The organism is Lentzea tibetensis, from assembly GCF_007845675.1.
GTDB classification, from domain to species: Bacteria; Actinomycetota; Actinomycetes; order Mycobacteriales; family Pseudonocardiaceae; genus Lentzea; species Lentzea tibetensis.
In genome coordinates, this window is sequence record NZ_VOBR01000006.1 from 185,144 (window position 1) to 199,565 (window position 14,422).

Annotated in this window: 16 protein-coding genes; 7 read left to right on the top strand and 9 right to left on the bottom strand. The window is 69.9% G+C overall.

Going from position 1 to position 14,422, the window contains the following annotated elements; translation table 11 throughout:
• Positions 1–26 precede the first annotated feature (26 nt).
• The 3 genes from FKR81_RS11340 to FKR81_RS11350 are packed head-to-tail and all read left to right on the top strand — an operon-like array spanning position 27 to position 2,787.
• Complete coding sequence (locus FKR81_RS11340; RefSeq protein WP_146350959.1) at positions 27–1,535, top strand: GGDEF domain-containing protein; 1,509 nt, start codon at positions 27–29, stop codon at positions 1,533–1,535.
• Complete coding sequence (locus tag FKR81_RS11345) at positions 1,532–1,963, top strand: cupin domain-containing protein (protein WP_146350960.1); 432 nt, start codon at positions 1,532–1,534, stop codon at positions 1,961–1,963. Before FKR81_RS11340 ends, FKR81_RS11345 begins: the two co-directional genes overlap by 4 nt.
• Before the next feature lie 14 nt (positions 1,964–1,977).
• The gene (locus FKR81_RS11350) at positions 1,978–2,787 is read left to right on the top strand and encodes an alpha/beta fold hydrolase (RefSeq protein WP_146350961.1); all 810 of its coding nucleotides are present in this window, start codon (positions 1,978–1,980) and stop codon (positions 2,785–2,787) included.
• On the opposite strand, the gene FKR81_RS11355 is transcribed toward FKR81_RS11350, so the two are convergent.
• Together FKR81_RS11355 and FKR81_RS11360 are read right to left on the bottom strand one after the other, a co-directional pair.
• The gene (locus tag FKR81_RS11355; protein ID WP_186762909.1) at positions 2,780–3,427 is read right to left on the bottom strand and encodes an ABC transporter substrate-binding protein; all 648 of its coding nucleotides are present in this window, start codon (positions 3,425–3,427) and stop codon (positions 2,780–2,782) included. The two genes, FKR81_RS11350 and FKR81_RS11355, sit on opposite strands and share 8 nt — an antisense overlap.
• A gap of 155 nt (positions 3,428–3,582) precedes the next feature.
• The gene (locus FKR81_RS11360; protein ID WP_146350963.1) at positions 3,583–4,491 is read right to left on the bottom strand and encodes an SMP-30/gluconolactonase/LRE family protein; all 909 of its coding nucleotides are present in this window, start codon (positions 4,489–4,491) and stop codon (positions 3,583–3,585) included.
• An 88-nt stretch (positions 4,492–4,579) separates the two neighbouring features.
• On the opposite strand from FKR81_RS11360, the gene FKR81_RS11365 reads away from it, so the two are divergent.
• Together FKR81_RS11365 and FKR81_RS43485 are read left to right on the top strand one after the other, a co-directional pair.
• The gene (locus tag FKR81_RS11365; protein WP_186762910.1) at positions 4,580–5,017 is read left to right on the top strand and encodes a MarR family winged helix-turn-helix transcriptional regulator; all 438 of its coding nucleotides are present in this window, start codon (positions 4,580–4,582) and stop codon (positions 5,015–5,017) included.
• Between the two features lie 120 nt (positions 5,018–5,137).
• A complete protein-coding gene (locus tag FKR81_RS43485; RefSeq protein ID WP_186762911.1) occupies positions 5,138–5,299 on the top strand; it encodes a hypothetical protein in 162 nt (53 codons plus the stop codon).
• Here FKR81_RS43485 and FKR81_RS11370 read toward each other — a convergent pair.
• Positions 5,280–5,951 carry an SDR family oxidoreductase gene (locus FKR81_RS11370; protein ID WP_146350964.1) on the bottom strand — a complete coding sequence of 224 codons (672 nt, stop codon included), beginning with the start codon at positions 5,949–5,951 and terminating at the stop codon, positions 5,280–5,282. The two genes, FKR81_RS43485 and FKR81_RS11370, sit on opposite strands and share 20 nt — an antisense overlap.
• A 64-nt stretch (positions 5,952–6,015) precedes the next feature.
• Here FKR81_RS11370 and FKR81_RS11375 point away from each other — a divergent pair, with 64 nt between their 5' ends.
• Both FKR81_RS11375 and FKR81_RS11380 read left to right on the top strand, forming a co-directional pair.
• Complete coding sequence (locus FKR81_RS11375) at positions 6,016–7,047, top strand: serine hydrolase (RefSeq protein ID WP_186762912.1); 1,032 nt, start codon at positions 6,016–6,018, stop codon at positions 7,045–7,047.
• A gap of 98 nt (positions 7,048–7,145) precedes the next feature.
• Positions 7,146–8,174 carry a serine hydrolase gene (locus FKR81_RS11380; protein WP_146350966.1) on the top strand — a complete coding sequence of 343 codons (1,029 nt, stop codon included), beginning with the start codon at positions 7,146–7,148 and terminating at the stop codon, positions 8,172–8,174.
• On the opposite strand, the gene FKR81_RS11385 is transcribed toward FKR81_RS11380, so the two are convergent.
• From FKR81_RS11385 to FKR81_RS11410, 6 genes are all read right to left on the bottom strand, one after another.
• Positions 8,171–9,682, bottom strand: coding sequence for a tripartite tricarboxylate transporter permease (locus tag FKR81_RS11385; RefSeq protein WP_146350967.1), 1,512 nt, complete (start codon positions 9,680–9,682; stop codon positions 8,171–8,173). The genes FKR81_RS11380 and FKR81_RS11385 overlap by 4 nt on opposite strands.
• A gap of 3 nt (positions 9,683–9,685) precedes the next feature.
• Entirely contained in the window at positions 9,686–10,102 is a 417-nt protein-coding gene (locus FKR81_RS11390; RefSeq protein WP_146350968.1) for a tripartite tricarboxylate transporter TctB family protein, read from the bottom strand.
• Entirely contained in the window at positions 10,099–10,965 is an 867-nt protein-coding gene (locus FKR81_RS11395) for a tripartite tricarboxylate transporter substrate binding protein (protein WP_186762913.1), read from the bottom strand. The genes FKR81_RS11390 and FKR81_RS11395 overlap by 4 nt, the downstream gene beginning before the upstream one ends.
• Before the next feature lie 251 nt (positions 10,966–11,216).
• Positions 11,217–12,035, bottom strand: a complete 819-nt coding sequence (locus tag FKR81_RS11400) for a sugar phosphate isomerase/epimerase family protein (RefSeq protein ID WP_146350970.1) — start codon at positions 12,033–12,035, stop codon at positions 11,217–11,219.
• A complete protein-coding gene (locus FKR81_RS11405) occupies positions 12,014–13,033 on the bottom strand; it encodes a dihydrodipicolinate synthase family protein (protein ID WP_146350971.1) in 1,020 nt (339 codons plus the stop codon). Before FKR81_RS11405 ends, FKR81_RS11400 begins: the two co-directional genes overlap by 22 nt.
• A gap of 170 nt (positions 13,034–13,203) precedes the next feature.
• Entirely contained in the window at positions 13,204–14,346 is a 1,143-nt protein-coding gene (locus FKR81_RS11410) for a Gfo/Idh/MocA family protein (RefSeq protein WP_146350972.1), read from the bottom strand.
• Between the last annotated feature and the right edge of the window lie 76 nt (positions 14,347–14,422).

Consider the following 14,422-nt stretch of genomic DNA (forward strand, 5'->3'; position numbering starts at 1 on the left):
TGAGACGGCCTTACTAAGGTGGCGCGGTGACCTTGAGGCGGTTCACCGTCGTGGCCGCTGCAGTCGGCGCGGTGCTCGTGGCGACAGTCGTTCTGGTCGTGTCCGGTGTGCTGGGACGCGACGCCTCGGTCGCCGTCGACAAGATCGAGCAGCTGGTCTTCGCGGTGGCCGCGCTCGCCTGCTACGCCAGGACGGCCAAGCCGCGCTGGCGCCGGTGGATGGTCGCCGCGATGGCGAGCCTGACGGTCGGACTGTCGGCGTGGATCTGGGGTCAGCAGGTCCTGAGCGTGCAGCTGCCGTCGTCCACGCTGGCACCACTGGGTTTCCTGCTCGTCCCCGTGCTGACGCTGGCCGCCGTGATCGTGCTCGCGCACTCGGGCGGCCGGGACGACCGCCCGCACGACCGGCGCAGCAGGCTGGTCGTCGTGATCGACGGGCTGGTGATCGTCGGGTCGCTGTTCGTGCTGACGTGGGTGTCGGCGCTGGAGTCGATGGTCCGCGCGTGGGCGACGTCCGGTCCCGGCTTCGTCACCGTGGTCGCGCACCCCGCGCTGTACCTGGTGACGATCGTGTCGCTGGTCGTCTCGTCGTGGACGCACCGCAGCATCCGGCAGCTGCCGATGCTGTTCATCACGCTGGCCGGCATCGGGCAGTCGGCGTCGGGCTGGGTGTTCGCGTACCTGATCAGCCAGGGCGCCGACGTGATCCCACCGGTCGCGGACATCGGCTTCATGGCGTGCCCGGCGATGTTCTTCCTCAGCTCGATCGCGCCGGTCCACCACGTGCGGCACACCGACGGCCGCCTGCACACCGGCGACATGCTGTACCTGCTGGTGCCGTACGTGCCGCTGATGATCACCGGGCTGTTCATCTTCGTCGGCACGGCCACCGGTGTGCGGCTGAACCCGGTGGAGATCTACGCCGGGCTCGCGGTGGTGCTGCTGGTGATCGTCCGGCAGCTGGTGACGCTGATGGAGAACGTCCGGCTCGTCGACGAGCTGCGGATCAGCCGCGAGCAGCTGCGCCACGAGGCGCTGCACGACCCGCTCACCGGTGTCGCGAACCGCGTGCTGTTCCGCGAACGCCTCACGAACGCGCTGGGCGTGCGCGACCGCGACCGGCCGCTGGTGCTGCTGTTCATCGACGTCGACGGGTTCAAGGCGGTGAACGACTCGTACGGCCACGCGGAGGGCGACGCGGTGCTGCGCAACGTCGCCAAGCGGCTCACGCACTGCCTGCGGGCCCAGGACACGGTGGCGCGGCTCGGCGGCGACGAGTTCGGCGTGCTGGTGGACGGCGCCGATCCGGACGAGCTGGGCGGCCGGGTGCTCGAGGCGCTGCGGAGCCCGCACCAGGTGCACGGGCGCAGGCACGAGGTGCACGCCAGCATCGGCGCCGCGCAGCAGGCCACCTACGATCCCGGCTGCACGGCCGACGACATGCTCGGCAGCGCGGACGCCGCGATGTACACGGCGAAGCGGCTGGGCAAGGGGATGGTCGTCGTCCACGGATCACCGCTTCAGGAGCTGACGTGACGCCAGAGGAGATCATCACCTCGCTCGGACTCGAGGAGCTCCCGGTCGAGGGGGGCTATTTCGGACAGTCCTACCGAGACGCGGAAGTCTCGGCGATCTACTACTTGTTGCGGACGCCGGACTACTCCGGGATGCACGTGCTGAAGCACCTGGAGATCTACGCGTTCCACGCGGGCTCACCACTGCGGATGCTGTTGCTGCACCCGGACGGCTCGGTGGAGACGCCCGTGCTCGGCCCGGAGAACCCGCAGGTCGTCGTCCCCGCGGGGGTGTGGCAGGGCAGCAGGCCGAGCGGTGACTGGTCGTTCGTCGGCACCGTCGTCGTGCCGCCGTACACCGACGACATCGTCGAGTTCGGGCACGCGGACGACCTTTCCGAGCGTTATCCCACACATGCCAACGAGATCAGGACCCTCTGCCGCTTCTAGGCTAGGTTCGGATCATGCCGATCGTGGAGCTGAACGGGATCAGGCTGAGCTACCAGGTCGAGGGGGACGACGGAGAACTCGTCCTCCTGATCATGGGCACCGGTAGCCCAGGCCGGGTGTGGCGGATGCATCAGGTTCCCGCGCTGCGCAAGGCCGGGTACCGCGTCGCGACGGTCGACAACCGCGGCATCCCGCCGACGGACGAGTGCGCGGACGGTTTCACCATCGACGACGTGGTGGCGGACGCGGCCGCGCTGATCGAGCACCTCGGCGGACCGGCGCACGTCGTCGGCACGTCGCTCGGTTCCCGGATCACGCAGGAGCTCGCCCACACGCGCCCGGATCTGGTGCGCAGCGCGGTCATGCTGGCCGCGCACGCGCGCCGGGACCCGCTCCAGCAGGCGTGGAACCTCGGCGAGCGCGCGTTGCACGACCACGGGATCGTGCTGCCGGACAAGTACTACGCGGCCGTCACCGCGCTGCGGAACCTGTCGCCGCGCACGCTCGAAGACCCGGTCGCGACCCGCGACTGGCTCGACCTGTTCGAGATGGGCGGCTCGAAGATCGGCTCGGGCGTGCGGGCGCAGCTGAACCTCGGCGACGTCCCGTCGGACCTGGCGAACTACCGCAAGATCACCGCGCCGTGCCTCGTCGTCGGGTACGCGGACGACCAGGTGCTGCCGACGTACCTGCAGCGCGAGGTGGCGAACGCGATCCCCGGCGCGCGGTACGCGGAGATCACGGACTGCGGCCACTTCGGCTACCTGGAGCGTCCCGACGAGGTCAACCGGGTGATCCTGGACTTCCTCGCGTCGGTCAGCTGATCTTCCGCAGCGTCGGCTTCAGCTGCTCCAGCACCCACTCGACACCGGCGACGTTGGGCTGCCGCAACAACTGGATCACCGCGGGCTCCGCTTCGAGGTTGACGTCGGCCCCGCCGGCATCGGCCGCGCGGCGCAGTCCGAGCGAGTCGAGGAACGGCAGCGCGTCGGCGTGGAAGTAGGACTTGCCGGACAGCTTCGGCAGGTCCTTGCGGAACCCCTCCAGCTCGGTGCGCGCGGTGTCGATGAGCTTGCGCGCTCCGGCCGGGTTGCCGACCGCGGTGCCGATCAGCTCGGCGTCTTCGTCCATTGTGGACTTCTCGGTGGGTCGCGCGACCGTAGGTGCGATCTTGCTCAGTTCGCCGTACCGGGCGGCGTCGAGCTCGACGCCCACCGCGAGGATGAGATCCGGCTGGTACGACGCGATCTTCGCCGGGTCGATCTTCGCCTCGTCGAGCCCCAGCACCTCCTGGCTGAGCTGCGCGTCGACGTACGGGAGGTTGGCGCTGTCCGGGAACCGCGCCGCGCCCGCGATCGGCGCGTCGAGCCGGTTCGCGACGGCGACGTCGGTCCAGCCGAGCGCGACGACCCGCTCCGGCTTCTTCGGGACCGTCACCTCACCGAACGCGTGCTTCACCGTCACCGGGAAGACGGCGGGCGGTGCGGATGACGTGGGCGGCGGGCTGGCAGGCGTTGCCGAACAGGCGCTGACCAGCACTGCTGCGATGACGATCGGCCTCAGGGACACGGGCCAGCCTAGCGGTGGCCTGGACTCATGGTCCAGACCACCGCTAGCGCTCAGAGCCTGTCGAGACGGAAGTCGTCCACCGGGGTGCCGGCGAGCAACTTGTCCAGGTACCCCGTGACGACGTACGCGCCGTGCGGCGTCACGGTCACCGTGGTCGGCGACGTCGTCGGCCACGCCTTCTCCCGCACCACGTGCGCTTGCCCGCCCGCGATCCGCAGCACGGTGACCGCGTTGCGACCCTGCGACGCCAGCGAGTTCGTCACGACCAGCAGCGCGCCGTCCGGCCGGAACGCGATGCCGTCCGCACCCACCAGCGGCTGCTCCAGCGCGATCTCGTCGACCTCGTCACGAGTGACGCGGAAGAGCTTGCCGTTGGCGTAGTGCCCGACGACCAGGTAGCCGCTCGGGTGCCACGCGATGCCGTTGTTGCCGAACTGCCCCAGCCGGGCGTCCCGCGCGTACACCTCGGCCCGCCCGTCGACGCCCACCCGGTAGATCGCGTCCGACACCGGGTCGGTGACGTACGCGTTGCCCGCCCGGTCGACCGTCACGTCGTTCGCGCGGTGCGGACCCGCCCCGATCGCGAGATCGACCACGTGCAACGGCCTGCCGTCCCGCAGGTCGAAGATCGCGAGCCCCGACCGCACCTCCTCGCTCAGCATGTTCGCGTACGTCACCAGCACCCGGCCGCGCCGTGCGTCGACCTTCAGCCCCAGCGTCGACACCTGGTGCGGCAGCGGCACCTTCGCCAGCGTGCCGACCTCACCGGACGGCCGCACCACCGACACGGTGCCGTGCACGGCCGAGCCGACCAGGAACGCGTGCCTCGACTGGTCCCACGCCACACCCTCCGGGTGCAGCTGCGGCGCCTTCCCCTCGATCACCCTCGGCACCGCCGTTGCCGTGCCCGTCCCCACCAGCACGAACGCGAGCACGACGAGCAAAACCCTGCGCAGCATTCGAATCCCCTCAGTAGATGAACAGGTCTGAGCCTAATCAGAACTCTGATAACTATCAAGGCACTTACACTGTTCGTACGATGAGCGCATGCGGATCCCCATGAGCGAGCGCCTCGGCGGCGACATCAAGCGCGTCGAGCAGGACCTCATGGCGGCGAAAGCGGCGGCCGTGAAGCCCTGCGGCCTGACCGTGCCCCAGTACGCGGCACTGCTGGCGCTGACGGAGAACCCCGGCATGCCCGCGGCGTCGCTCGCGCGGCTGTGCCTGGTGACGCCGCAGACGATGACGACGATCCTGCAGAACCTCGTCGCGATGGGTCTGGTCGAGCGCACCCCGCACCCGTGGCACGGCAACGTGCTGGAGACGCGGGTGACCGAGGCGGGCCTGGCCGCGTTCGACCGGGCGGACGAGCAGGCGGCTCAGGTCGAGAAGCGCCTCGCCGCCGAGTTCAGCGACGAGGAGCGGCGCATCTTGCGCGCACTCCTCGCCCGCTGCTCCAAGTCCCTTACCGAGCAGCGCCCGTAGGCCGCGAGCCGAGGCGGATCACGTCGACGACGAACGCCTCGGCACCACGCGAGCACAGCGCGGGCTGCTTGGACCGCAGGTGGCCAAGGCGGATCAACAGCCCACCTCACCCGCCAACGAGTGGCAGCGCACGCCGCGCACCGCTCCCCCACCTGCGCGAAGACACTCGGCGCGCAAGCGGTCGAGAAGCGCCTCGCCGCCGAGTTCAGCGACGAGGAGCGGCGCATCTTGCGCGCACTCCTCGCCCACTGCTCCAAGTCCCTTACCGAGCAGCGCCCGTAGGCCGCACCAGGATCTCGTTCACGTCGACCGACGGCGGCTGCGACACCGCGTACAACACGGCCCGAGCCACGTCGGCGGCGTCGAGCTTCGGGTCGTTGGCCCGCGAGGCGGGGATGCCGCCGGTGTCGACCAGGCCCGGCTGCAGCAGCGTGACTCGAACGCCTGTACCAACGCATTCCGCGCGAATGGCCTCAGCCAGACCGGTCACCGCCCACTTCGTCGCGGAGTACAGGTTGCCCGGCCGCACGCCCCTGCCCGCGGCGGAACCGGTCAGCACCAGGTGCCCGCGACTGCGCATCAGCGCGGGCATCGCGGCCCGCGCGGTGAACGCCGGGCCGCACACGTTGGTGAGCACCATGTCCGTCCACTCAGGAGGCGGCGCGCCGGCGTCCGACACGAAAGACGTGTCCACGGACGTGCCCGCGTTGGCGAACACGACGTTGACGCTGCCCCACTCACCCTCCACACGGGACACGAGAGACGACACGTCATCCCATGATGCGACGTCGCACGGTATGTCCCACGTGGAGTCGGTGACCTTCTCCACGCACGACCGCGAGGCGCGCACCACCCGGTAGCCCGAGGCGAGGGCCAGCGCGGAAACAGCCGCCCCGATACCCCGCGAAGCACCGGTCACCACGAAGACATCCATGATCAACACCTTAGTTTCAGTACGCGTCAGCGGTGTGTCAGCGTCACCTGATTGGATGAGGCGCATGAACATCAACCGCAGGTTCGCGCTCGGCCTCGGGACCGTGGCCGCCGCGACCGCCGTGCTGGGCTCCGGCAGTGCCTCCGCGCAGACGGAGGACGAGCCCGAGATCGAGCGCTTCCCCACGACCGCCGAACGGTCGCGCAAGAAGGTGGCCCAGGTCTACAAGCGGCAGGTCCGCAAGGCCAAGGGCACCTGGTCTTCCTACATCACCGTCGCCGACCCGAACGGCGCCTGCCGCGCCGCGGTCGAGGAGAACGCCGACCAGGTCGTCGAGGCCTACAGCGTCAACAAGATCGCCGTCGCGGTCGCGGTGCTGGACAAGGTCGACCGGGGCCTGATCAAGCTCACCGACCGGGTCGAGGTCACCCAGGCGATCGTCATCCAGGACACCGACGGCATCTTCGGCCTGGACGGCGCCTACCCCAGCTCCGTCACGGTCGGCCACGCGCTCGCCGCGCTGCTGACCGTCTCGGACAACACGGCCGTCCGGCTCAGCGGACTGGTCTGCCCGGCCCTGGAGCTCAACGAGATCCTGCGTTCCAAGGGTTTCGTGCACACCCAGGTCGTGCCGGTCGCGAACCCGAACCGCTTCTTCCTCGGCACCACGACGCCGCGCGAGATGCACACGATGCTGCAGAAGCTGGTCGAGGGCTCGCTGCTCTCCCCCGCGTCCACGCAGTACGTGCTGAACATCCTCCGCTCGCTCACCAGCTTCACCGACGGCGCGCGGCTCAACCTGTCGTCCAACGAGCGGCTGCGCGTCGCCACGAAGGCCGGCTGGTTCGACGACGGCCGCAACGAGGCCGGTGTCATGTTCAGCGAGGACGGCAGGCCGATCCTGATCTACTCGCTGTTCGCGTCGGGCACGTTCGCGGGTGACAAGGCGGCGAACGACGAGAACTTCAGCTTCACGCACCCGGCCGTCGGCGCGCGCGCCGAGCTGGGCCGCACCATGTACGACGCGGTTCTCAAGATCACGACGACCAAGCCGAAGCACAACCCGACCGTCTACCGGATGGTCAACGGCGGCTGACAGATCCCGGTGCGTCAGGGCCTGCCCTGACGCACCGGGCCCGACAGGTGTGCGCGGAGTAACTGAACTGCCGCGGCTCGTACACCGTGTAACCGGGCATGAAAATCAACCGCAGATCAGCTCTCCGGCTCGGCACCGTCGCGGCCTCGGCCGCCGTACTGGGCGCCGGAACCGCCGCACTGGCGCAGGAGTCGCCGGCGGGGAGCTCCTCAGGCGCTGCGGAGCAGTCGCGCAGGAAGATCGCGCAGTCCTACGGCAGGCAGGTCAAACAGGCCAGGGGCACCTGGTCGTCGCTCATCACGGTCGCTGAACCGACAGGCTTACCCATGGCCGCCGTCGAGGACAACGCCGACCGCGTCGTCGAGGCCTACAGCGTGAACAAGATCGCCGTCGCGATCGCCGTGCTCGACAAGGTCGACCGCGGCCTGATCAGGCTCGACCAGCGGGTCGACGTCGTCGAGAGCATCGTCGCGAAGGACACCGACGGCGTCTTCGGCCTGGACGGCGCGTACCCGAGCCAGGTCACCATCGGACACGTGCTGTCGACCATGCTGACCGTCTCGGACAACACCTCCGTCCGGCTCTGCGGCCTGGTCTGCCCGGCGCAGGAGCTCAACGAGATCCTGCGCGCCAAGGGATTCCCCATGACCCAGGTCGTGCCGCTCGCCGACAAGCCCAACCGCTTCTTCCTCGGCACCACCACACCGCGCGAAACGCACGCACTGCTCCGGCAGCTCGTCGACGGCACCCTGCTGTCCGCGAACTCCACCCGCTACCTGCTGAACATCCTGCGCTCGCTGTCGGCGTTCACCGACGGCGTGCGGCTGAACCTGTCGTCCACCGAGCGGCTGCGCGTCGCGACGAAGGCGGGCTGGTTCGCGGACGGCCGCAACGAGGCGGGCATCATCTTCTGCTCGGCGGACCGCCCGGTGCTGATCTACTCGATGTTCGCGTCGGGCACGTTCGCCGGTGACAAGGCTGCGAACGACGAGAACTTCGGCTTCACGCACCCCGCCGTCGGCGCACGCGCCGCACTCGGACGCACCATGTACGACGCGGCGGTCAACATCAGCACGACGCAGCAGCAGTACCCGCCGCTCGCCTACCGCATGGCCAACGGCGGCTAGCTGGCGTCGTCACGGCCACCTCGACCGACCTCGTGCCGATCGAGGTGGCCGTGCCGCCGGACCCGCAGGAGCGGCACGGCCACCACGGCGATCACGAACAGCGCCAGCAGGGTCGCGGAGATCGGCCGGGTCACGAAACCCAGCAGGGAGCCGTCGAACAGGCGCATCGACCGCCGGAACGCGGACTCCAGCAGCTCGCCGAGCACGAACGCCAGCACGAACGGGCCGGGTTCGAAGCCGAGCTTCTTCATCCCGTAGCCGAGCAGCCCCAGCACCGCGACCAGCACCATGTCGAACACGTTGTTGCGCAGGCTGTAGACGCCGATCATGGTGATCAGCACGGTCAGCGGGGCCAGGATCGACTGCCGCACCTTCAGCAGCCGCACGAAGAGCCCGATGAGCGGGACGCTGAACAGCAGCAGGAACAGGTTCCCCACGTACATCGAGTTGATCACGCCCCAGAACACGTCCGGGTGCTGGTCGATCAGCGCGGGCCCCGGCGGCACGCCCTGAAGCATCAGCGCGCCGTACAGCACGGCCATCGTCGCGTTGGCCGGGAGTCCCAGCACCAGCAACGGGATGAACGACGACGTGGCCGCCGCGTTGTTCGCGGTCTCCGGCCCGGCGACGCCCTCGATGGCGCCCCGGCCGAACCGCGACGGGTCCGCCGCGAACCGCTTCTCCACCGCGTACGCGACCAGTGACGACATCGTCGCGCCACCGCCGGGCAGCACGCCGAGCAGGAAGCCGACCACCGACCCGCGCAGGATCGCGAGCCGCGACCGCAGCCAGTCCAGCCGCGACGGCCACGCGCGCCCGAACGCGGGCACGTCGGCGGACGCGCTCTGCCGGTGCTCGAGGTTGTAGAGGATCTCCCCCACCCCGAACAGTCCCATCGCGACGATCACGAAGTCGATGCCGTCCGCGAGCTGGTCGCTGCCGAACACGAACCTCGGCTCGCCCACCATCGGGTCCGACCCGACCGTCGCGAGCAACAACCCGGCGGCAGCGGCGGCGACGCCTTTGACGAGCGTCCCGTTGCCCAGTGACGCCACCAGGAAGATGCCGATCAGCGCCAGCACCGTGTACTCGGCGGGCCCGAACTTCAACGCGAAGTCGGCCACGAACGGCGCGACGGCCGACAGCAGCACGATCGACGCGGTGCCGCCGATGAACGACCCGATCGCCGCGATCCCCAGTGCGGGCCCGGCTCTGCCCTGCCGCGCCATCTCGTGCCCGTCGAGCACGGTCACCACGGTCGACGCCTCGCCGGGCAGGCGCAGCAGCACAGACGTGATGGTGCCGCCGTACTGCGCGCCGTAGAAGATGCCCGCCAGCAGGATGATCGCCGGCGCGGGCTCGAGGTCGTAGGTGATCGGCAGCAGGATCGCGATCGTCGCCGCGGGCCCGAGTCCGGGCAGGACGCCGACGAGCATGCCGAGCGTGACGCCGAGCAGGCACCACAGCAGGTTCTGCGGCTCGAACACCACCGCGAAGCCGGACCACACGGCTCAGGCCCCGATCAGGTGCGGCAACGGCACACCGAGCACCGAGATGAACAACCCGTACGCACACGCGGTCGCCACCACCGAGACCACCGCCGTCACCCGCCAGCCCTCCGCGCCGAGCAACCGCAGCCACAGCGCGAGCAGCACGACCGTCGGGATCTCGAAGCCCACGTGCTCGATCACCGCCGCGTACCCGGCGAGGCTCGCGGCCGCCAGCAGCACCGCGACCACCTGGCGCGTGAACGGCTCGGTGTCGTCCGGCCGCCGGATCGCGATGACCACGCCGGTCACCACGAGCACCACCGACACGATCGCGGGCCACAGCCCCGGTCCGGGGTCGGTCAGCGAGCCGAACCCCAGGCCCCAGCCGAGCACCAGCGCGGCCAGGCCCAGTGCGGCGACGACGATCCCGGCGATCATTTGCCCAGTCGCAGGCCGAACTTCTCCACCTGAGCCGCGTACTGCGCGCGAGCGTCCTTGATGTGCTGCCGGGCCTCGTCCTCGGACACCTCCCAGCGCTCGACGAAGTTGTCCTTCAGGAACTTGTCGTAGTCCGCGTCCTTGCGCGCCGCGGTGAAGCTGTCGGCCAGCTTCTTCGCGACGGCGTCCGGGATCCCCGGCGGCGCGACGACGAAGCGGCGCTGGTCGACGACGACGTCGTGGCCCTTCTCCTTGACCGTCGGCACGTCCGGCAGGTAGCTGCTGCGCTTCTCGTTGAACGTCGCGAGCGGCCGCAGCTTGCCGGCCTTGACGTGCTGCATGACCTCGGACGGCGCCGCGGCCAGCGCGTCGACCTGCGCGCCGAGCAGCGCGGTCACCGCGGGCGCGCCGCCGTCGAACGGCACGTCCGTCGCGTTCGTGCCCGCGGACTTGAACAGCAACGCCTGCGAGAGCTGCGCACCCGTGCCCACGCCGGTCGTGGCGTACTTGACCGACGGCGCCTTGAGCAGGTCCTCCAGCGACGCGTGCGGCGAGCTCGCGTTGACGACCAGCACGTAGTCCTCGGTCGTGAGCGTGCCGACGATCTTCAGCTTGTCCAGGTCGATCGCGGTCTGGTCCTTGGTGGCGAGCGGCGTGATCGCGAACAGCGACTTCACCAGCAGCGCGATGTTGTAGCCGTCCGGAGCGGACGCCAGCACCTCCTTGCCGCCGACCGCGCCGTTCGCACCGGGCTTGTTCGCCACCGGGACGGACTGCCCGAGCGGCTTCTCGACGGCCCGCGCGACAGCTCTTCCGACGAGATCGGTGCTCCCGCCGGGCGGGAACGGTACGGTGAACTGCACAGCTCGGGCGGGGTACTCCGTTCCCGAGTCGTTCCTGCCGCCTTTGACGCCGCCGCACCCCGCTAGAAGGACGAGAAGGAAAGCAGTCAGGATTCGGACAGATGGATGAATCGGAACCTGAAGGTCGGCTGAAGAGTGCAACCGAACAGCCCTCCGTCTCGTCTAATACATACCAACGCCGGGGTCGATCGTCGCCGCCGTCGACGATCGGCTTCGGCGCTGCCCGACTGAGTCGCTCCGTCGAGTGACCGTCACAGCGCAGGCTCCACAACGGAGTGGAACCTGCGCACCACTTCCGCGATCACCTCGTCGGGATCCGCCGCCCACAGCTCGGCGTTGAAGACCTCCACCTCAACATCGCCCCGGTAGCCCGCCTTCGCGACGTGCCTGGTCATCCGGTCGAGGTCGATGGGTCCCGAACCCGGCAGGGTCCTGCCGAGCAGCACGTCCTCCGGCAGCGGTGAGAGCCAGTCGCAGACCTGGTAGGACGCGATGCGGCTGCCCGCGCGGCGGATCTGCTCGTCCAGCTCGGGGTCCCACCACACGTGCACCGCGTCGACGACGACGCCCGTGTCGTAGCGCTCCGCCCAGTCCAGTGCCTGTCTCAACGTCGAGAGCACGCCGCGGTCCGCGCAGAAGATCGGGTGCATCGGCTCCAGCGCGAGCGTCACGCCCGCCTGCTTCGCGTACGGCACGAGCTGCTCGATGCCGTCCGCGACGCGCTGCCGCGCACCGACCAGGTCCCGGTCCGGCACGCCGCCGACCACCATGACCAGGCAGTCCGTGCCCAGCGCGACGCACTCGTCGATCGCGCGCCTGTTCTCGTCCAGTGCAGCGGCGACGTCCGGCCCGGTGAGGAACCCGCCGCGGCACAGCGAGGACACCCGCAGTCCCGCGTCGCGCACCACCTTCGCCGACCGCTCGAGCCCGAACTCCCGCACCGGCTCGCGCCACAGCCCGATCGACTCGATGCCGTGCCGCGCGCACCCGTCGACGGCCGTCTGGACGGTCGCGTGCTTGATCGTCGCCTGGTTCAGCGACAGGCGGTTCACCGGGACTGGGCCAGCCACTCGCTCCACCGCCTGTTCGCGAGTTCGGGGTCGACGACGCCTGCCAGCTCGGCCAGCCGCTTCGCCTCGGCGAGGTGCTCGACGCTGCGCGCGGTCTGCAGCCCGTCCAGCAACAGGAAGTGGTCCTGGTGCCCGGCCAGCCACGCCAGGAAGACCACGCCGGTCTTGTAGTAGTAGGTCGGCGCGCTGAAGAGGTGCCGCGACAACGGGACCGTCGGGTCGATGATCTTGCGGAACCCTGCCGTGTCACCGGAGTCCAACGCGCGCAACGCTTTCGCCGCGACCGGCGCGATCGGGTCGAAGATGCCGAGCAGCGCGTCGCTGTACCCGTGCTCGTCGCCCGCGATCAGCTCCGGGTAGTTGAAGTCGTCGCCGGTGTAGCAGCGGACGCCGTCCGGCAGCGCGCGCCGCAGCCCGATCTCGTGGTCGGCGTCGAGCAGCGACACCTTCACGCCGTCGACCTTCGCGCTGTGCTCGCGGATGATCTGCAGGAAGTTGTTCGTCGCGTCGGTGACGTCCCGCGCGCCCCAGTAGCCCTCCAGCGCGGGGTCGAACGCGGTGCCGAGCCAGTGCAGGATCACCGGTTCGCTCACCTGGTCCAGCAGCGCGCCGTACACCTTCGCGTAGGCCTCCGGGCCGCGCGCCGCCGCCGCGAGCTGCCTGCTGCACATCAGCACCGGCTGCGCGCCCGCGGTGACCACGACGTCCAGCTGCTCGACGTACGCCTCCTGCACGTCGTCGATCGTCACCTCGCCGCGCAGGTGGTCGGTCGCGACGCCGGCGCAGATCCGGCCGGTCGCCTCGGCCGCGCTGCGCTTGATCAGCTCGGCGGCCGTCGGCCACTCCAGGCCCATGCCGCGCTGCGCCGTGTCCATCGCCTCGGCGACGCCGAGCCCGAGGTCCCACAGGTGGTGCCGGAACCTCAGCGTCGCGTCCCAGTCGACGGTCCGCTCGTCCGCGGTGACCACGTGCGCGGCCGCGAACACTTCCCTAGACATCGGGCACCCCGCAGACACCGGACACCACGCCGGGCGCGCTCTCGCAGACGGCCCCCGCCCGAGGGGGAACCCCCTGTTTTCCAGTCTTCCACGCGACACCGACAGTTCCGGCGCCCGCGAGCGGTGAACGGCCCGTTGATCGCACCGTTCCGCCGAGGGCTGAACCCCGCCTACACACCGGGCACCTCGACGCGGCGTCCCTCGGCCGACGACTGGAGCCCGCACGCGGCGAGCTGCACACCCCGTGCGCCCGCGAGGAAGTCGTACGGGAAGGGCGCGCCCGCGTAGACGTGCCGCAGGAACTCCTCCCACTGCGCCTTGAAACCGTTGTCGAACTCCTCGTTGTCCGGCACCACCTGCCACTGCTCGCGGAACGCGTGCGTGGCGGGCAGGTCCGGGTTCCACACCGGCTTCGGCGTGACGGCGCGGGGCTGCACGACGCATTCGCGCAGCCCCGCGACCGCACTCCCCTCGGTACCGTCCACCTGGAACTCGACCAGCTCGTCGCGGTGCACGCGCACGCACCACGAGGAGTTGACCTGGGCGATGACGCCGCCCGGCAGTTCGAAGATCGCGTACGCCGCGTCGTCCGCGGTCGCGTCGTAGGGCTGGTCCTGCTCGTCCCACCGCTGCGGGATGTGCGTGACGGCGCGGGCCGTCACCGCCTCCACCCGGCCGAAGAGCGACTCGAGCAGGTAGCTCCAGTGGCAGAACATGTCCATGACGATGCCGCCGCCGTCCTGGGCGCGGTAGTTCCACGACGGGCGTTGCGCGGCCTGCCAGTCGCCCTCGAAGACCCAGTAGCCGAACTCGCCGCGCACGCTCAGCACCCGGCCGAAGAACCCTCCGTCGATCAACCGGCGGAGCTTGCGGATGCCGGGCAGGTACAGCTTGTCCGCGACCACACCGTGCTTCACGCCGGCCGCGTCCGCGAGCCGCGCCAGCTCGACCGCCTCGTCGACGGTCTCCGAGACGGGCTTCTCGGTGTAGATGTGCTTACCTGCGGCGATGGCCTTGGAGATCGCTTCCACGTGCCGCGAGGTGACCTGCGAGTCGAAGTAGACATCGATGTCGGGGTCGCCCAGCGCCGCGTCCAGGTCGGTGGTCCAGCGCGGGAGGTCGTGCCGGTCGGCGATCTCCTTGAGCTTCGCCGCGTTGCGGCCGACGAGGAGCGGCTCGACCTTCAGCAGGGTGTCGTCGGGGAGCCGGAGTCCTTGCTCGCGCAACGGAAGCAGCGATCGCACCAGGTGCTGGCGGTACCCCATCCGGCCGGTGACACCGTTGACGGCGACACCGATGGTCCGCACGGCCATTGCGATCCTCCCCAACTGGTTGAACGCTGGAAAGCGCTTTCCCGCCACGCTACGGGTGGTTCTTCACGGCCGTCAA